The organism is Paraburkholderia madseniana, from assembly GCF_009690905.1.
GTDB classification, from domain to species: domain Bacteria; phylum Pseudomonadota; class Gammaproteobacteria; order Burkholderiales; family Burkholderiaceae; genus Paraburkholderia; species Paraburkholderia madseniana.
Genome location: NZ_VOSW01000008.1, coordinates 124173 through 143018 on the forward strand (window position 1 = coordinate 124173; position 18846 = coordinate 143018).

At 62.8% G+C, this 18846-nt stretch carries 15 protein-coding genes and 2 pseudogenes; 11 read left to right on the plus strand and 6 right to left on the minus strand.

Annotation, left to right across the window (positions count from 1 at the left end; genetic code table 11):
- Window positions 1–7: 7 nt before the first annotated feature.
- From FSO04_RS06500 to FSO04_RS06515, 4 genes and pseudogenes are all read right to left on the minus strand, one after another.
- Window positions 8–628: pseudogene (locus FSO04_RS06500) on the minus strand (MFS transporter); the annotation flags it as partial.
- A 274-nt stretch (window positions 629–902) separates the two neighbouring features.
- Window positions 903–1214 (minus strand): high-potential iron-sulfur protein, encoded by a 312-nt coding sequence (locus tag FSO04_RS06505; protein ID WP_154558896.1) that lies wholly within the window; start codon window positions 1212–1214, stop codon window positions 903–905.
- Window positions 1215–1426: 212 nt separating this feature from the next.
- Window positions 1427–2533 carry an NAD(P)/FAD-dependent oxidoreductase gene (locus FSO04_RS06510; RefSeq protein ID WP_154558897.1) on the minus strand — a complete coding sequence of 369 codons (1107 nt, stop codon included), beginning with the start codon at window positions 2531–2533 and terminating at the stop codon, window positions 1427–1429.
- Window positions 2534–3026: 493 nt separating this feature from the next.
- On the minus strand, window positions 3027–4004 hold the full coding sequence (locus FSO04_RS06515) for an AAA family ATPase (protein WP_154558898.1): 978 nt from the start codon (window positions 4002–4004) through the stop codon (window positions 3027–3029).
- Window positions 4005–4298: 294 nt separating this feature from the next.
- On the opposite strand from FSO04_RS06515, the gene FSO04_RS06520 reads away from it, so the two are divergent.
- Together FSO04_RS06520 and FSO04_RS06525 are read left to right on the plus strand one after the other, a co-directional pair.
- Window positions 4299–4805: a hypothetical protein gene (locus FSO04_RS06520; protein ID WP_154558899.1), complete on the plus strand. Its 507-nt coding sequence runs from the start codon at window positions 4299–4301 to the stop codon at window positions 4803–4805.
- 77 nt (window positions 4806–4882) lie between these two features.
- A complete protein-coding gene (locus FSO04_RS06525) occupies window positions 4883–5680 on the plus strand; it encodes an endonuclease/exonuclease/phosphatase family protein (RefSeq protein WP_154558900.1) in 798 nt (265 codons plus the stop codon).
- 94 nt (window positions 5681–5774) lie between these two features.
- Here the strand turns inward: FSO04_RS06525 and FSO04_RS06530 are convergent, their stop codons facing one another.
- Window positions 5775–6764: an aldose 1-epimerase gene (locus FSO04_RS06530; RefSeq protein ID WP_154558901.1), complete on the minus strand. Its 990-nt coding sequence runs from the start codon at window positions 6762–6764 to the stop codon at window positions 5775–5777.
- Window positions 6765–7103: 339 nt separating this feature from the next.
- On the opposite strand from FSO04_RS06530, the gene FSO04_RS06535 reads away from it, so the two are divergent.
- The 9 genes from FSO04_RS06535 to FSO04_RS06575 all read left to right on the plus strand — a co-directional run bounded on the left by FSO04_RS06535 (window position 7104) and on the right by FSO04_RS06575 (window position 18203).
- Window positions 7104–8156: a LacI family DNA-binding transcriptional regulator gene (locus FSO04_RS06535; RefSeq protein WP_154558916.1), complete on the plus strand. Its 1053-nt coding sequence runs from the start codon at window positions 7104–7106 to the stop codon at window positions 8154–8156.
- Between the two features lie 113 nt (window positions 8157–8269).
- Complete coding sequence (locus tag FSO04_RS06540; RefSeq protein WP_154558902.1) at window positions 8270–9289, plus strand: ABC transporter substrate-binding protein; 1020 nt, start codon at window positions 8270–8272, stop codon at window positions 9287–9289.
- Window positions 9290–9674: 385 nt separating this feature from the next.
- The gene (locus tag FSO04_RS06545; protein WP_154558918.1) at window positions 9675–11240 is read left to right on the plus strand and encodes a sugar ABC transporter ATP-binding protein; all 1566 of its coding nucleotides are present in this window, start codon (window positions 9675–9677) and stop codon (window positions 11238–11240) included.
- Window positions 11241–11280: 40 nt separating this feature from the next.
- Window positions 11281–12258, plus strand: a complete 978-nt coding sequence (locus FSO04_RS06550) for an ABC transporter permease (RefSeq protein WP_154558917.1) — start codon at window positions 11281–11283, stop codon at window positions 12256–12258.
- A 29-nt stretch (window positions 12259–12287) separates the two neighbouring features.
- A complete protein-coding gene (locus FSO04_RS06555; protein WP_154558903.1) occupies window positions 12288–13247 on the plus strand; it encodes an ABC transporter permease in 960 nt (319 codons plus the stop codon).
- A 587-nt stretch (window positions 13248–13834) separates the two neighbouring features.
- A complete protein-coding gene (locus FSO04_RS06560; protein WP_154558904.1) occupies window positions 13835–14605 on the plus strand; it encodes a ferredoxin--NADP reductase in 771 nt (256 codons plus the stop codon).
- Window positions 14606–15037: 432 nt separating this feature from the next.
- Complete coding sequence (locus FSO04_RS06565) at window positions 15038–15874, plus strand: sensor histidine kinase (protein WP_154558905.1); 837 nt, start codon at window positions 15038–15040, stop codon at window positions 15872–15874.
- A gap of 10 nt (window positions 15875–15884) precedes the next feature.
- Window positions 15885–16541 (plus strand): response regulator transcription factor RqpR, encoded by a 657-nt coding sequence (gene rqpR / locus FSO04_RS06570; protein ID WP_154558906.1) that lies wholly within the window; start codon window positions 15885–15887, stop codon window positions 16539–16541.
- Between the two features lie 270 nt (window positions 16542–16811).
- Window positions 16812–18203 carry a branched-chain amino acid transporter BcaP gene (locus tag FSO04_RS06575; RefSeq protein WP_154558907.1) on the plus strand — a complete coding sequence of 464 codons (1392 nt, stop codon included), beginning with the start codon at window positions 16812–16814 and terminating at the stop codon, window positions 18201–18203.
- 152 nt (window positions 18204–18355) lie between these two features.
- Here FSO04_RS06575 and FSO04_RS06580 read toward each other — a convergent pair.
- Window positions 18356–18846, minus strand: a pseudogene (locus FSO04_RS06580) (hypothetical protein); the annotation flags it as partial.

Genomic DNA, 18846 nt, shown 5'->3' on the forward strand with positions numbered 1-18846 from the left:
TCGACAACGCCAATCCGCCCATCACGTAGTAAGTCGGCGCGAGCGGCGAACCCGTGGTGTTGATGAGCCACGTCACGACAAAATTCAGCGCCTCGGGCGAGAGGCCGTGTGTGATCAACGCGCCAACCACCGCACCGAGCAGAAGCGCCGCCGCCTGGCTCGCCATCTGCCAACTGCCGTAGAAGCCGCGCTTCGAGAACGGCGCCGCTTCGATCAGCAAAGCTGTAGAACTGCCGAATTCACCACCGGCGGAGAAACCCTGCAACAGACGCCCGAGCACGATCATCAAAGGCGCGCCGATGCCGATCGCCGAATACGGCGGGGCAATCGCCAGCAGCAGAATGCCGAGCGTCATCAGCGCGATGACGAGCGATAGCGCCGCCTTGCGTCCCGCCCGATCCGCGTAAAGTCCAAGTACGATGCCGCCGATCGGCCGCATGACGAATGCGACGCCGAAGGTTGCGGTGGTCAGCAACATCGACGCATAGTCGTTTCCTGCTGGAAAGAATAATTGTGCGATCACCACCGTGAGGAAACCGAACACGGTGAAGTCGTACCATTCGAGCGCGTTGCCGATCACGGCCGCCATGACGGCGCGTGTATTGAGGCTCCGTAACGCTGGTGCCATTCGAATCTCCAGCCTGCGAAAAATGTCGCGTGGTACGGCGTCTCAGCGTAGATGTGCTTCAGCGTGCCTTAGTGCGCCCTGGCGCGAGAGAGAAAAACAATGCCCGCCGCCGCAATCGCATTGGAGTGTAAAGAGCGCACAAGCTGTTTTCAAGCAGCAAAAAAGCGTCTGTCGCGCAGGGCGGCAGACGCCTCTATGATCAGACCGCAGTCCGGCACCGCAATGTTGCGGCGCATTTACCGCGACACTGAATGTGTATGCGGCTGAAACGTAATCAGGCCTTCTTGTTATATGCGCTGCACCAACCTGTGCTCGCGACCTGCTTGCCCGCGAACATCGGGCAGCCCGCGTAGGGGTCGGTCGGCTTGCCTTGATAGAAGCTGCAGTTGCCGCAGTCCTGGCCCGCTGCGTATTTCGCGAACTTGGCCTTGTCGACTTTGCTCGCGTCGGCCTTGTAGCCGAGCGCTTGTGCGGTCGGGTCGGTCTCGGCGACCTTCGGTGCGTCGGCGAAAGCCTGGCGCGACAGGGCAAACGTGGATGCCACACCAATGCTGGTGATCAAAAACGTACGACGGGAAGATTTCATGGGGACTCACTCCATTTATATTGAACTGATCGCCGTTCTGATGACAGCGGTCCCTAAGGATAGCAATGAAGCTGTCGCGCGTGACGGCCCAAATGATAGAGATAACCGAATTTGCACTCCCCCGCGCGCTCGTTACGCGCTCGGAATGTCCGTTGCTCGCATGACGTGAGCAGCGGGGCGAGAAGCGAGGTGAAAACGCGAGGGTGCGACAATTAAGCGCGCCCACTCAGTTCGCAGACACGCTGAGCGATCGCTAGCGACGCCGTCAATCCAGGCGACTCGATACCGAACAGATTGACCAGCCCGCGCACGCCATGCGCGGCCGGCCCTTGAATCACGAAGTCGGCGGCGGGCTCGCCTGGGCCGGAAAGCTTCGGACGAATCCCCGCATAAGCAGGCTGCAAGGCATCGTCGGGAAGCGCGGGCCAGTACGCGCGAATCGCCGCGTAAAAGGAATCCGCACGATGCGGATCGACGTCGTAATTAATCACATCGACCCATTCGACGTCGGGACCGAAACGCGCCTGGCCGCCGAGATCGATCGTCAGATGCACGCCGAGGCCGGCTTCGTTCGGCATCGGATAGATCAGACGGCTGAACGGCGCGCGCCCCGAGATGCTGAAGTAGTTGCCGCGCGCGAGATAAAGCGGCGGCACATGCCGCGCGTCGAGGCCGCGAATCTTGCGCGCCAGCGCATTCGCGTACAAACCGGCGCTATTGATCACGCAGGCTGCGCTGATCGTGGTCGGCGCGCTGCCGCCCACGTTGATGATGAAGCGGCCGTTGCTCGCTTCGATCGCCTTGACCGGCGCATGGAACGCACACACCGCGCCGTCGCGCTCGGCGTCGCCCTGAATCGCCAGCATCAATTGGTGACTATCGACGATGCCCGTCTGCGGCGAGAACACGGCCTCCACACATTCGAGCGCGGGTTCGAGCGCTTGCGCCTGGTCGCCGTTGATTCGCATCAGGTCGAGCACACCGTTCTCACGGCCCTTCGCCATGATGCTTTCGAGCTGAGGAATCTGATTGCGCGAGGTGGCGACCAGCAGTTTGCCGCAGCGCGAGTGCGGCACGTTGTGCTCGACGCAGTAGTCGTAGAGCATCTCGCGACCGCGCACACAAAGCGCCGCTTTCAACGAACCGCGCGGATAGTAGATCCCCGCGTGAATCACTTCGCTATTGCGCGAGCTGGTGCCCACGCCAATCGCTTCCGCCGCTTCCAGCACGATCACCTCGCGCCCGCGCGCCGCCAATGCGCGCGCCACGGCAAGACCGACGACACCAGCGCCGATCACTACACATTCGATCTGATCCATGTCCCTTGACGCGGCTAACCTCGCCGCGCGCTGCCTCGTTCACCCGATAATCATGAAGACAGGGTACGGCTATCGAGGACCGCACACCGCTCGCTGTCGAACGCACCTGGCCTTACGCAACCGCTTTACAAAATTGTACGACGCTGCACAGACAGAAATGCCCGCAGGCAGACGACTGCGGGCATTCGGTCTTGAGCAGGGCTTAAACGTATGGGCCGGACAAGACCAGTGTACGCCGTCGACGATTGTCGCGCTCGAATCTTCATGCGCGCGATGGCATCGCCCCGCGTCCTCGGAGCATTGCCGGCTATGGCGACCACCTTGCCGCCGGACGCCCGTCTGGCCGAAGACAGACCGACGCAAACCCTCCGAAATCGCGAAACTAGCAACAATTGCTGCGACATTCATCCTGTTTTAAGTGTCGAACCGCCTGTTTCGTGTCCTCAGAAAGCCGTCCGAAGGCGGCTTTCTGCCAAAAACAGAGCAAAAATGCTCAAAAACCGATCGGTTTCCTGCGATTTCCATAATCCAGGCGGATGTCGCCGGCTTCGATCCGATCTCGCCCGTCGATGCGCGCCGCGCCGAAGCCATTCAGAATCGCGCGCCGCATTTCACGCGGCGAGGCCAGCTTCAGCGCATCGAGCGCGGCGTCGCCGAGCATTTCGGGAAAACGCAGACCCCAGTTATGCGCCGAGCGAATCTCGTCGTAGATCGATTGAGCGATACGGCGTGCGCCGTCACGATCCGGCGGCGGAATCTCATACACGTTCATCCGGTTCAGAATCGGCTCCGGGATCGAGCGCTCGTCGTTCGCGGTCGCGATCCAGATCACATGGCCGGCATTGATCGGAATCTCCGCGAATTCGTCGATGAACGTCTGCGCCGTGTCGTGTTCGAGCAGCGCGTAAAGCGCGCCGAGCGGATCGTATTGCGAATCGCCAGTGGCCTTGTCGATTTCGTCGACGGCAATCACGGGGTTGGCGTAGCTGCCGTTCACGAGCGCATCGAACACCTTGCCCGGCTTCGCGTTCTTCCATTGCGACGATGCGCCCGACAGAATCCACCCCGCTGTCAGCGAACTCATCGCCACGTATTGGTACGCGGTGCCGAGCATGCGCGCCAATTGCTTGGCAAAGTGCGTCTTGCCGATGCCCGGATCGCCGAGCAACAGGATCGGCATCAACTCGAGCCGGTCTTCAGTCTCGAGACACAAGGCGACCTGCTTGCGGATGTCGTCGAGCGGCTCTGAAAAGTTGGGCAGCGCGTCGATCAGATCGTCGATCGACGGCATCCGGTTCGGCTTGACGCAGAAGCGCAGATTGCCGGTTTTCAGCATCTTTTCGTACGTGGCGCGCAGCGCCTCGTTCGCGCCTTCGCTGAGCTCGTTCAGCGCGGTCTCGACCTGATCGAGGTCGTACACCCGACTGAAAGATGCCACGGCGATTTCCTGTTTGACCATTGCTGTTGTCATCGCACACCCCGTCTGGCTGGTCTTGCTGCTGCGGCGCCTGATGGACACCGTTTCAGGTCCAGTGTAGCGAGGCCATATTCGCGTGCAAGCCAGCAGTCATGCGGGTCTGCTGCTAACAAGGGGGTGTTTCCTGCGACGCCCCGGAGGACGCCCCCTTGGGGATTCACCTCCTCATCGGAAATGGTGTTTTGCTGAACCCGGCCCCGTTTGAAGTGTCAGAAAGGCGTTCAGCCCATCAGGCGTAAGATGGCCTTCTGTCTACTCTGCCGGACGCAGCGACCGGAGAAACCTTCTATGTGGAAAACCAGTATCGTGGCCGTGCTAGCCGCCGCGCTGTTCGACACTTCGCTGCTTGCGAACGCGCAACAAGGGGCGGCGCAACAGGCCGTGCAATGGCAGTTGCAGGTCATGCGCGACGGCCAGCAGATCGATTCGTTCGACGGCACCACCACCGTCGGCCAGGCGCGCACGGACACGCATCACAAGATGGTCCAGCATAACGTCGGCTGTAAAGACCAGCCTGGCGGCAGCATCGATCTGGCGCGCACGCTGACGATCTCGCCGCTGCAGGCGGATGCGAGCACGGTCACGCTGTCGATCGAAGCCCAGGAAACATTCGAGGAAGACGCCGCACGACAAACCGACACCGGTTGCAAGTTGCCGCCGCAACCGCGTCAGGTGAGCGCAAGCCATCCCGGCCTGAAGCTGCCGCCTGGTCAGTGGGTCAATTGGACGATCGTCGACAAGAATCCGAGCCTGGTTTATCGCGTGCGTGCGAGCCTTGCGAACAGCGCGAACTAGTGCAATGCGAACAATGCGAACTGCACGAACCGAAACGAACAACCGAAGCCCCCAACAGAACACGTGGACAACGCGGCATGCGAAACCCAGAAGAATTGATCCGCGAGAGCGCAGCGCCCAAGGATTTCATTGCGGTCAGCTGGAATCTGCATAAGGGCCGCACACCGCTCGGCTTTCAGGCTTGGCAGGCGATGCAGCGCTGGGTTCAGTCGACCCATGCGGACGCGTATTTTTTACAGGAAGCGATGGCGCGGCGCATGCCCTCGCCGATATTGGCAAGTAGTTTCGGCTCGCCGCTCGGCGATCCGTTGAGCGATGTCTGGCACTGTCAGGCCACCGAGATCGCTCGCGCGGCCGAACTCGAAATCGCGCTTGGGCCAAACGTCTTCAAGCCGTCCTGGCGGCATGGCAATGCGATTCTGTCGCCGCATCCGCTCGATCTCGGCGGACGCTGGGATATCTCCGCGCATCGCTTCGAAAAGCGCGGACTGCTGGTGGCGCGAGCGACCTTCGGCGGTCATTCGGTCACGCTGCTGTGCGCGCATCTCGCGCTCACGCGCTCGGCGCGCTTGCGGCAGATGAACTGGATCGCGCACTGGATCGCGAAGGAAGCGCCGGAAGGTCCGCTGGTGCTGGCCGGCGACTTCAACGACTGGCGCAACGACTCGGTGCCGCTCTTCGCCGAACACGGCTTGCAGGAAGTGGCGACGCTGCTCGGCGAATCGGGCCGCACATTTCCGGCCTTCTCGCCAGCGCTCGCGCTCGACAAGATGTTCGTGCGCGGTATGGAGCCGGTCGAATGGATCCAGCCGACGCAGGAAACGGCGTGGCTGTCGGATCATTTGCCGTATATGGCGCGGTTGCGAGTCGAGTGAACTACTTTAAAAGGCGGCCTAGCCGCCTTTAGCCGCCTTTTTCTCTTCCCTGCTGCAAACGTGAAGCCGGCAGGACGACGCTGACCAACGCGCATTAGCCTCTTCGCGGCGTCCAGTTCAGCGCCGCCGCGATCTCCTCGCCGGGCTGCAACACGCAGCCGCCCACCTGCTCGCGCATGCCCATCGCGTTGAAGCAATCGGTCGTGTTGGTCACCGGTTCGACACATAGCTGTGCATCGTTAGCGGGCGCGAATACCACCATATGATCGAAGGGCGCATCGGCGGTCATCGTCAGTTGACGGTGTTCGTCGGGCCATGCAATCGTCGCCTCGCGCGACCAGTTGGCGAAGTTGTTGTCGAGCGCGAACGTGTCCGGCGACATGCCGTGGCGCAACGCCTCGACCGCAGGGTGCGGGCCGAGATGCGTGGGCAGCACGTCGGCGTCGGCATGCCACATGGCTTGCACTTCGGCGTAGATGCGGGTCCGCGCGGTGCGCGGATAGTATGGGTGATGGCCCATGCCGAAGGGCATCGGCCGGTCACCGAGATTCTGCGCGGAGAGCGTGATGCGTAGCGCGTCGTCGATCAACTCGATGCGCTGCTGCGCGCGATAACGGAACGGCCAGTCGCCGGGCTGCCGTGAGTCCGGTTCGTGTTCGAAGTGCAATTCCACGGAGCTCTCCGTGCGCGCCCCCACCTGCCACGGATGCCGCCACGCGTTGCCATGCAGCGCATGCGTAAAGCGCAGGTCGTTGCCGTTCAGATCGACTGTGCCGCCGTCGAACTGGAAACGCGCGTCGCGAATCCGGTTGCAATAGGGAAAGAGCGGAAAGCTCGCCATGCGCAGCGGATCACGTTGATCGAACGCTGCTTGCGTGGCTGGCCGCAGCCAGTGAAGCGGGCCTTCTGGCGTCGACTCATAGTAAGCCGCGAGCGCGCCGCCGACTTCAGGCGCGACCACCACGTGCATGGCGCCAGCCGTCAGCGTGACAAGCGACGGCGCGATCGCGGGGTCGTCGAGCCACGTGAGCCCGGTGAGTTCAGCGACGAATGGCCGGATCGGATTCAAGGAAACGTCGCGCATGGTCAGAAAAGGCGGGGCCTCAGGCGGATGGCGGCATGAACGCCCATCGATGTCTCCTATGACATGCCGCGCACAGCGCGCGGCCGGCGGAACCGTCAGGCTCCGCGCGACCGAGAATCGCACGCCAAAGCGTATCGGTCAATATTATTAGTAATAAATTCACCAAAACTAACCAATTCTTGCCTTACCAAATCTCCCAAATGGCGGGTTAGCGCGCGTTGCCGCGCGCATATTATTAGTGGTACCGTCAGCACCACGAATGCCACCGGCATGCTCCTGCTTTTGCGCCGCTGCAGCGCGGCCCGCACAATGAAAAAATCGACTCAACGCCGCCCGACCATGACCGACATCGCCAAGCTCACCGGCGTGTCGCAATCTACTGTTTCGCTCGTGCTGAACAACGCGACCGGCGCAAAATTCTCTGAGACCACCCGCAACAAGGTGCTGAAGGCCGCGCACGACCTCGGTTACCGGCTGTCGCTGCGCGAACCGGTATCGGTGTCGGACGATGAACGCAACCTGATCGTCTATCTGGCCGACGAGATTTCCACCAGTCCGCATCCGGTCGTCAACGTCGACGGCGCGCGCGATGCGGCCTATGCGAGCGGCAAGATGCTCGCCGTCTACTCGACGCACGGCAACGCCGACATCGAAAAGCAGGTGCTCGACGCGACGCTGTCGAACCCGCACGTATTCGGCGTGATCTACGCGACCGTCTACACCCGCAAGGTCACCTTGCCGGCGGCGCTCTCGCAGGTGCCCACCGTGCTGCTGAACTGCTACACGAGCGAAGGCGGGTTGTCATCGGTGGTGCCCGCCGAGGTCGCGGGTGGCCATCTGGCGACCGACTATCTGCTGCAGTCGGGGCATCGACGGATCGGCTATATCAACGGCGAACCGTGGCAGGACGCCTCAAAAGACCGCCTCAAGGGCTATCGCACGGCACTCGCCACCGCCGACCTGCCGTACGCGCCGGAACTGGTGCGCGACGGCGACTGGAGTTCGGGAGTCGGCTTCGAAATGACGCTCTCCCTGATGCGCGAGCCCCATCCGCCGACCGCCATTTTCTGCGCCAACGACCTGACCGCGCTGGGCGCGATCGAGGCTCTGAAGCAACTCGGCCTACGCGTGCCCGAAGACGTTTCCGTGCTCGGCTACGACGACCAGGAAATTGCCCGCCACACGCATCCACCGCTGTCGACGGTGGTGCTGCCGAACTACGAACTGGGCCGTTGGGCCGTCGAAACCCTGCTGCAGGAAGAACACAACCGTGCAGCGGGTGCACCGGTGCGGCATCGCCTCGTCAAACTCGACGGACCGCTCGTCGAACGCGGTTCGGTCAGGGTAATTACCGAGGCAGAAAAGCCAATAATTAATATTATTAGTGATTGACCGATAATAATTCCCGGTGGAATAATCGGCACGTCCGGTCAGGGTGAAACAGCCCGGCCGACAGGAGAAACACTAAAAAGCAAATACACCTCACCAGGTACTGGAGGAAGACAATGGCGTCGCTCAACACGCAGTCGCGCAAGCACGCGCGCAAGCAACAGATTCGTCCGCTGGCAGGTTCGCTGCTGGCTCTGGCAATCGGGTTCGGCGTCGCCACTGCGCACGCCGACGACGCGTTGCCGAAGTTGGCCACCAAGACGCCGCTGAAGGTCGGCTTCGCGCAGACCGAAAGCAACAATCCGTGGCGTCTCGCGGAAACCAAGAGCTTCAAGGACATCGCCGCGAAGTGCGGCTGGCAGGTCGTGATGACCGACGCCAACGGCTCCAACTCCAAGCAGGTCTCTGACATTCAAAGCATGATCGCGCAGCACGTCGATCTGCTGGTGTTCCCGCCGCGCGAAGAAAAGCCGCTTGCGCCCGTCGTGCTGCAAGCCAAAAAGGCCGGCATTCCGGTGATCCTGGTGGACCGTGACGTCGATCAGTCGGTGGCCAAGGCGGGCCGCGACTACATCACGTTTATCGGTTCGGACTTCATCGATCAGGGCCATCGCGCGGCTGACTGGCTCGTCAAGGCGACCGGCGGCAAGGCGAAGATCATCGAACTCGAAGGCACCACGGGCGCGTCCGCTGCGAACGACCGCAAGAAGGGCTTCGACGAAATCATCGCGAAGAACCCGGGCATGACGATCATCGCCTCGCAAAGCGGCGACTTCGCGCGCGACAAGGGCCGTCAGGTGATGGAAACGCTGTTGCAGGCGCACCCGGAAGTGACCGCCGTCTACGCGCATAACGACGAAATGGCGCTCGGCGCGATCGCCGCGATCAAGGCCGCCGGCAAGCAGCCGGGCAAGGACATCCAGATCGTCACGATCGACGGCACCAAGGGTGGCATGGACGCGATCGCCGCCGGCGAACTCGGCGCAAGCGTGCAGTCGAGCCCGTTCTTCGGCCCGCTCGCCTGCGACGTCGCCCAACGTTACGCGAAGGGCGAAAAGATCCCGACGTGGGTCAAGGTCTCGGACCGCTTCTACGACAAGAGCAACGTGCAGCAGAGCATGCAGTACGGCTATTGATCGACAGCCGCCGTCGTACACGCGGTTGGGTAGCTTGAGGGCAGCGCTTTAGCGGAGTGTCCACGCGCTCCGTACCTCGAAGAAAGCCTCTTCGAGAGCTGTGCCCGCAGGACGTCCCGGCCCCGAATCGATCTCCTCGGGGGGCGGGTGACGGGAAGGGTTCGGAGCGACGCGTTCGTGGCAGCACGGGCCGTCGCTTCGCTTTTATGCGGCGTAACATGGTTCGACGACACCGCCTGCATGGAGCCCGAACGAACGGCCACAGCGGCTCGCACTGCGCAGCGCATGCAGCACGTGAAGCAGCACACGCATCAGGAGGACACCCGTGACGGAATCCGGCACGCAGACACCACACGCGCCCCTTACCCGGTCGCCGCTGCTGCAGATGCAGGACATCGGCATCAGCTTCGGCGGCGTACCCGCGTTGCGCAGCGCCAATCTGAGCGTGGCAGCCGGCGAAGTGCACGCGCTGATCGGCCAGAACGGCGCCGGCAAATCGACCATGATCAAGATCCTGACCGGCGCCTATCGGCGCGGCTCGGGCAGCGTGCGCTTCGAGGGCCGTGAAGTCGATTTCCGCACGCCGAAGCAGGCGCGTGAAGCCGGCATCAGCACGATCTATCAGGAGATCAACCTGGTGCCGTTCCGCTCGGTTGCGGAGAACATTTTCCTCGGCCGCGAGCCGCGCCGCTTCGGCCTGATCGACTGGCGCGCGGTACAGCAACGCGCCGCCGCCCTGCTCGATTCGTTCGGTTTGCAGATCGATGTGAAGAAACCGGTCGGCCGCTATTCCACCGCGATCCAGCAGATGGTGGCGCTGGCGCGCGCCGTCTCGTCGGATGCGAAGATGGTCATCATGGACGAGTCGACCTCGTCGCTCGATGAACGCGAAGTGGAATTGCTGTTCACGGTGGTGCGCAAACTGCGCGACGACGGCCGCGCGGTGATCTTCGTCTCGCACCGGCTCGACGAACTGTACGCGCTATGCGACCGCGTCACCGTGATGCGCGACGGCCAGACGGTCGCGCAAAGCGCGATGGCGGAGATGGACAAGCTGCAACTCGTCACGACGATGCTCGGCCGCACGCTCGCCGCCGTCGTGCACGAAGACGCCGCTGCGCGTGAAGCCAACCTCGCGCGGCGCGGCAAGCAGGCGATCGCCGCGACGCACCTGAGCGCGCATCCGAAAGTGAGCGACGTGTCACTTGAAGTGCATGCGGGCGAAGCGGTGGGACTCGCGGGCCTGCTCGGCTCGGGCCGGACCGAAACCATGCGCCTGATGTTCGGCGCCGATCCGCTCGAACAAGGCTCATTGTCGATTGGCGGAGAAACGGTGGCATTGAAGTCACCGCAGGACGCGATCGCGCGCGGCCTCGCCTACCTCACCGAGGACCGCAAAGCCGAAGGCATCGTCCCCGAACTCTCGGTGCGCGACAACCTCACGCTCGTCTGCTTGCGCACGCTGGCGAAGAACGGCGTGGTCGACGTGAAGAAACAGCAGGTGATCGTCGACCGTTTCATTGCGTCGCTCGGCATCAAGCTGCGTTCGGCCGATCAGCCGATTCGCGAACTCTCGGGCGGCAATCAGCAGAAGGTCCTGCTCGCACGTTGGCTCGCTGCCGAACCTTCGCTGCTGTTGCTCGACGAGCCGACGCGCGGCATCGATGTCGGCGCCAAAGCCGACGTGGCGAAGATCGTGCGTGAACTGCGCGATGCGGGCCTCGCTGTGCTGCTGTCCGCCTCCGAACTCGAAGAACTGACGGCGGTGGCCGACCGCGCGGTGGTGATCCGCGATGGCCGCACCGTCGCCGAACTGAACGGCGCCGACATGAGCGAGACCGCAATCATGGACGCCATCGCCTACGGCAGCGAAGGCCAATCGCAACTGGTCGAAGCCGCCCAGACCGCACATATCGAAGACGCGTTGGAGGGCGACCGTCATGGCGCTTAAGTTGCACACCGAGTCGATACACACCCAAACCACGCCGCCTATGCCGGACGCAGCCACATCACGCGCCACGGCCGCATCGACGGTGAAGAAATGGCGGCACCTGGCCATGCAACGCGAAGTGATCGTGTTGCTCGCGATGGTGCTCTTCAACCTGATCTTCACCCCGCACTTCTGGTCGCTGCAAACCTTCAACGTCAACATGACGCAGGTGGTGACGATCGTGATCGTCGGCATCGGCATGACGCTCGTGGTGGCGACGGGCGGCATCGATCTGTCGGTGGGCGCCTCGATGGCGATTTCGGGCGCGCTCGCACCGATGCTGTTTCTGAATATTCCCGGGCCGGGCGGTATCGCGCTCGCGTTCGTGCTGCCGGTGCTGGCGGCGGCCGCGTGCGGCGTCTTCAACGGCTTGCTGGTGACGAGGCTATCCGTCCAGCCGATTGTCGCGACGCTGGTGCTGTTCATCGCCGGGCGCGGCATCGCCCAGGTCGTCACCGATGGCAGCCTGCAGGCGTTCAACACGCCCGCCTTCCAGTGGATCGCCCTGGGCAAGGTCGCCGGCGTGCCGTTTCAGGTGCTGCTGATGCTCGCGCTGGTCGTGCTGTTCGCGTGGATCGTGCGCAAAACCCTGTTCGGCCAGTACCTGCTGATCACCGGCGGCAACGAAAAGGCCGCCTATCTGTGCGGTGTGCCGACGGCCACCGTCAAGCTGATCGCTTACACGGTGTGCGCCGCGCTCGCGGGACTGGCGGGGCTGATCTCGATCTCGGTGAATTCGTCGTCGGATGCGAACGTGGTGGGACTCGGTGTCGAACTCGACGCGATCGCCGCGGTGGCGGTCGGCGGCACGGCGCTGACGGGCGGCAAGGCGTATATCGGCGGCACGCTGATCGGCGCGCTGATCATCCAGTTGCTGCGCTATACGCTGCTCGCGCACGGCATTCCCGACGCGGCGGCACTGGTGGTGAAGGCCGGCATCATCGTCGCTGCGGTTTATGTGCAACGCCGCTCGCGTTAAAGCGTGCAGGACACTCCGGACTCGATGCGATGAAAAAGAACCTTCCTATCCTCCTTGCACTGGTCACGCTCATCGTGCTCGGCCTCGTGCGCTACGACCATTTCGGCTCGGCCTACAACATCACCTCGTTCTGGCGCTACAACTCGATGTTCGCGCTGATCTCGATCGGCATGGCCTTCGTGATCATCACGGGCGGCATTGATCTGTCGGTCGGCACGGTGGCGGCTCTCGCGAGCGTCGTCGCCGCGTTGACCAGCGCGTACGGCGGCGGGGTCGCGGTCGTGGCCGGCTGCGCGGCCGGCATGGCCGTCGGCGTGCTCAACGGCCTGATCATCACGCGGCTGAAAATCCTGCCCTTCATCGTGACGCTCGCGACCAGCCTCGGCGCGCATGGCGTCGCGCTGCTGCTCGGCAAGAACGATGCGGTGTCGATCGCCGCCGACTCGAACTTCGGCAACTTCGGTCAAGGCGATCTGTTCGGCCTGCCGATCCCGGGGATCGTCGCGGCAGTCGCCGCAATCGCCGGCTGGCTCGCGCTGCGCAGCACGCGCTTCGGGCGGCATTCGCTGGCCATCGGCGGCAGCGAGGAAGCGGCGCGGCTAATGGGCCTGAACGTCGACCGCACGCTGGTGATGGCTTATGCCGTGAGCGGCCTGCTCGCCGGCATGGCAGGCGTGATCCTCGCCGCACAATTCGGCGCCGGTCAGCCGAACGAAGGCGTTGGCTGGGAGCTGTTCGCGATCTCCGCGGTGGTGCTCGGGGGCACCTTGCTTACCGGTGGGGAAGGCTCGATTGCGATGACGATCGCCGGCGTGCTGTTGCTCGGGTTGGTGTTCAATCTGCTGAATTTCGAAAACGGGCTGGGATTCATCAGCTTGTCGGCGTACTGGCAATCGGTGATTCGCGGGGTGTTCCTGCTGCTGGTGATCGTGCTGCAGGCAAGAGTGCTGAAGCAGCGCGGCAAGAAGCGCGTGGCGGCTCCGGCGTAATCAAAACAGGAAACGCTGGAATCCTTATTTAACGGTGGATTCCGGCTGTTCGCCCGAGCGCCAATCAACCTTTGTGTACCAACCTGGCAAGGCCATGCAGCGCGAACAGAAGTGAGCGCGCTCGCCCTGCGCATCTCGCCTTTACGGCCCGATTTCCTCACCTTTCGCACTGATCTCCCGCCCTTTTGCCAGTTTTATCAGCAGGGTCAATGCTGCGGTGCACGGCGGGTTTCGGTATCATCCTGAAAATGTTGCCCGCGCGGGGCGCCTATCCGGCGCATGCCGGACAGCCGATGGCAGCCGCCCTGCGCGGTTTTCGCCCATCGCCGTACCCTTGCTGAAGCGCGGCTGCAGCCACGCCAACGTACTTCGCGGCGCCGATCGTCACAACCGCCGGCGCCGACGCTTCCAGGTCCGGTAGCCCGCTTCACCACGCTCAACCGCCGCGCCAAAGCCCTCGGGCAGCGGGCGCGGTAAAATAGCGGATTGCGCGTGATTCCCGATCTCGGGTTAGCGCAGCATCGCCCTTGCCGTGCCGGCCGGCTAAAACGACTGGCCGCCTTTGTTTTCGCACTATCCAAGAAGCCATGAGCAACCTGAATTCACAAACAGTCCTGAGCGTCCATCACTGGACCGATACGCTTTTCAGCTTCACCTGCACGCGCGATCCGTCGTTCCGTTTCGAAAACGGCCAGTTCACGATGGTGGGCCTCGAAGTCGACGGCAAGCCGCTGATCCGCGCCTATAGCCTTGCGAGTGCGAACTACGAAGAGCACCTCGAATTCCTGAGCATCAAGGTGCAGGACGGCCCGCTCACGTCGCGTTTGCAACATTTGAAGGTCGGCGACGAAGTCCTGATCGGCAAGAAGCCGGTCGGCACGCTGATGGCCGACAACCTGCTGCCGGGCAAAACGCTGTGGCTGCTGTCCACCGGCACGGGTCTCGCCCCGTTCATGTCGATCATTAAAGATCCGGACATTTACGAGCGCTACGAGCGCGTGGTCCTGACGCACACCTGCCGTTTCGTCGACGAGCTGGCGTACAAGGAATACATCACGGATCACCTGCCGGCGCACGAACATCTGGGCGAGCTGGTGCAGGAAAAGCTGCTGTACTACCCGACGGTGACGCGCGAAGCGTTCCAGAACCGCGGCCGCATCACCGAACTGATCGAAACCGAAAAGCTGTTCGCCGACCTCGGCGTGCCGGGCTTCTCGCTCGCAGACGACCGTGTGATGCTGTGCGGCAGCCCGCACATGCTGCGCGACACGCGCAAGCTGCTTGACGACTTGGGCTTCCAGGAAGGCAGCAACAACGCGCCGGGTCACTACGTGGTCGAAAAAGCGTTCGTGGGCTAAGCGGACGCTCAGATTGAGCGGCCCACGCCGCGGAATCACCAGAAAGGAGCCTTCGGGCTCCTTTTTTGTTGCGCAGTTACAAATCGACGCCACCGCCCTGACATTTGACGTCAGCATTATTCCTACATTGCGTGCGTTGCAAAACATCAACCGTTGTGTGAAATGTACGCGCTAACCCTTGGTGCACCTGCATTTTTTCTTTTTTATGAGATATCATCGCGGCGCATGATCGGTCGCTTTAAACGTCGGCCGCAGTACGATCATCATGTTACTGAATGTAAATTTCGTTACGATGCGCCGTAGCGATTTGTCCGTCGCGGACGACGCGAAAGGACGTCACTGGAGGCCAGAGACTCGCATGCGTTCTTTCGTCTTCGCGCCGCCGATGCGCACCCGCTTCGCCGTTTGCACTGCTTCCTGAGAGGGAAAGTCATGGATACGTCGACCGTCGTCCCGTTTAGCGCCCACATTCCGCCTTCACTTGCACACGCCGCGCCGCCCTCCGCTGCTGAGCGCGAACTCGCGCAACTGCGCGCCCGCGTGCGCCAACTGTCGGCTGAGCTCGTTCAGGCGCAGGAGGCTGCCTGCCGCCATGTGGCGCGCGAATTGCATGACGGCGTCGGCGCCGAGCTGACCGCGACGCGTTTCGCCCTTGCCGGCGTCGAAACCTGGCTGCCCGCCGATGCGCCGCCGCAGTGCGCCGCCGCGCTCGCCGTTGCGAATCGTTCGCTCGACGCCGTGTGCACCGCCAGCCGCCAGGCCGTCGCGGAACTGCATGCGCCGTCGCTCGAAGCGGGCATTGTCGGCGCGCTGGCGCAATGGACTGGCGACTTCGCAGCGCGCACGAACCTGCGCACGAGTTTCGTCTGTGCCGCCGACGTGCGGCTCACGCGCCTGCCCACCGACGCGGCGCTGGCCATATTCCGGGTCGCCCAGGAAGCACTGAACAATATTGCCAAGCACGCGCGCGCCGAATCCGCCGACCTGCGGATCGAGACCGGCCGCCGCCACCTGACCTTGATCGTCAGCGACGACGGCATCGGCTTGACGCGCACCGCCCGCAGCCGTCGAGGCCATTTCGGCCTGAGCGGCATGCAGGCGCGCTGCGCCGCCTTCGACGGCACGTTACGGATCAGCGCCCGCCGGATCGGCTCAGGCCGCGGCGACAGCGGCACCGCGTCGCGCGGCACGCTCGTGCAGGCACGCTTTGCGTGGGATGCGATGCTGGCGAGCGCACCGGGCGCCGAGCGTCGCGCGCTGCAATCGTGAGCACGCCATCATGAGCCTGCGCATCCTGCTGGCCGACGACCATGCGGTGGTTCGCCAAGGCGTCCGCCAGTTGCTGCTCGACCGCGGCGTGGCGCGCGAAGTCACCGAGGCGCAAAGCGGCGCCGAAGCGCTCGACGCCGTTGCCCAACACAGCTACGACGTGGTGCTGCTCGACATTTCGCTGCCGGACATGAATGGCGTCGAAGTGCTCAAGCGTTTGAAACGCAAAGCGCCGCGCGTGGCCGTACTGATGTTCTCGATGTACCGCGAGGACCAGTACGCCGTACGCGCGCTGAAGGCCGGCGCCGCCGGCTACCTGTCGAAGACGGTCGACGCCGCGCAGATGATCGGCGCAATCCAGCAGGTCGCGGCGGGCCGCAAATACGTCAGCCCGGCCATGGCCGAAGCGCTGGCGGACTACGTCTCCTTCGACGGCGAACAATTGCCGCACGAAAAGCTCTCGGATCGCGAATACCAGACGCTATGCATGCTCGCGTCCGGCAAGCGGCTGACGGATATCGCCATGGCGTTATCGCTGTCGGTGAAGACGGTCAGCGTGTACCGCACCCGGCTGCTCGAAAAGATGAAGCTGCGCAATAACGCCGAGCTGACCTTCTATGTGATGAGCAACCGTCTCGTCGACTTGAATCCGGCGATGGCCGGTTGAAGCTTTCTTCCCCAGATCGCTAAATAGCGCCCGATCAGCGCGGGCGCGATTCCGCCCGACCGGGCACGCAACGCGCGAAAACCTTTCCACCGCGCGCCATGCCCAGACAAACGTCACGCCCAAATCGCTTTCACCAGGCATTTTCCGCCTCCTCTTCAGACGCTAAAAACACCGTCCCAAAATGGTGCAGAGGCGCTCATCCGTTAAAATCGCGGGTTTCCCCTGACATTCGGCGCGCAAGATGCGTGCACTACTGGAGACCCACCGCCAATGTCCCTGTTCCGCAAGAAGAGCGTCGAGCACATGATCGCCGCGAGCGCTCAGAACGCCGGCCTGAAGAAAGCGCTTGGCGCGCTCGATCTGACTTTCCTCGGCGTCGGCGCCATTATCGGCACTGGCATTTTCGTGCTGACCGGCACGGGCGCGGTTCAGGCCGGCCCGGCGCTGATGGTGTCGTTCCTGATCGCGGCGATTGCCTGCGGGTTCGCCGCGCTCGCCTATGCCGAGTTCGCTTCGACGATTCCGGTTGCGGGGTCCATCTACACGTATTCGTACGCGACGCTCGGCGAGCTGGCCGCGTGGATCATCGGTTGGGACTTGATGCTCGAGTACGGGCTGGCAACGTCGGCGGTATCGGTCGGCTGGTCGGGCTATCTGCAATCGTTGCTGTCGGGCTTCGGCGTGAGCTTGCCGGTTGCGCTGACGGCGGCGCCCGGCGCCTTGCCCGGGCACGAGACATGGTTCAACCTGCCCGCTTTCCTCGTGATGATGGCGATCACGGCGCTGTTGTCGCTTGGCGTGCGTGAATCCGCGCGAATCAACAACATCATGGTGGCGATCAAGGTGATCGTGGTGCTGCTGGTGATCGGCGTGGGTGTTTTCCACGTGACGCCGGCGAACTGGCATCCGTTCATGCCGAACGGCTGGAACGGCGTGTTCGGCGCGGCGGCGGTGATGTTCTTCGCGTTCATCGGGTTCGATTCGGTGTCTTCCGCGGCGGAGGAAGTGAAGGATCCGAAGCGCGATTTGCCGATTGGGATCATTGCGTCGCTGGGTGTGTGCGCGGTGCTCTACGTCGCGGTGGCGGCTGTGGTCACCGGCATCGTGCCGTCGGCGCAGTTCGCGAACATTTCGCATCCGGTGTCTTACGCGTTGCAGGTGGCGGGTCAGAAGTGGGTGGCGGGCTTTATCGACCTTGGTGCGGTGCTGGGCATGCTGACGGTGATTCTGGTGATGGCTTATGGCCAGACGCGCGTGATTTTCGCGATGTCGCGGGATGGGTTGTTGCCTGCACGGCTTTCCCGGGTGGATCCGAAGTTTGCTACGCCGTTCTTTACGACGTGGCTCGTGGGGATTTTCTTCGGGCTGATTGGCGCGCTGGTGCCGTTGAATGTGCTGGCTGAGCTGATCAATATCGGCACGTTGGCCGCGTTTTCGATGGTGTCGATTGCGGTGCTGGTTTTGCGGAAGACGCATCCTGAGTTGCCGCGGGCGTTCCGGTGTCCTGGTGTGCCGGTGGTGCCGGTGTTGGCTGTCGCCTCGTGTTTGTTTTTGATGGTCAATCTCCAGGCTGTTACCTGGGTGGCGTTTGTGGTTTGGTTGCTGATTGGGATGGTTATTTATTTTGGTTACTCTCGCCGGCATTCCAAGTTGGCGAAATAAGGGTTTGGGTTTTGCCTGCTCGGCGCTTTTGTCAGTGTTCTTGGGGCTTTGGCCTTTCCTTGATCTGGCTTTGGTGCCTTTCCTTGCATTGTTAGTGGTCTATTAGCGTTGCCCCTGTGCGGGGCAATGCTCTCAACTTAAGCCCCATTCCATCAAGCGACCTTGTACGCGAGATGGAGATGGGGTTTGGCTTTTCTGGGCGGTCGTGGGTAAGAGCGCGAGGGCTGAATACGACATCGGGCTCCGTGGATGGCGGGCATGAGATCGGCGAGCCGGTTCAGGCAGCGCTCAATCCGTAGCAGGCACGCGCCGAGGATCGGCTTGAGGGCGCCCAGCGCGTACAGACGGTTTGGATGACTGGTGTGGTCGTCTTTGGCTGGATCGTCCAGGTCATTGAGTAGCGTACACAGGTTATCAGCGACGGTTTTCGCACCGAAGTCCTGCTGCAGCGCCAGGTAATCCAGGCCGGTGACAGCCTCAAGCCGCAGTCGGTGCTTCAGACGTTTGAACGCTTCCTGGCGGGTAAGGAACTGGCGCGGTGCGCGGCAAACCCGGTCCGTTTCCAGCCCCTCCCCATAAGAACTGATCGTGAGGTTTTCCCTCAAGCAGCTCACCCAGTGGGATTCATCGCAAGGGTTATGGG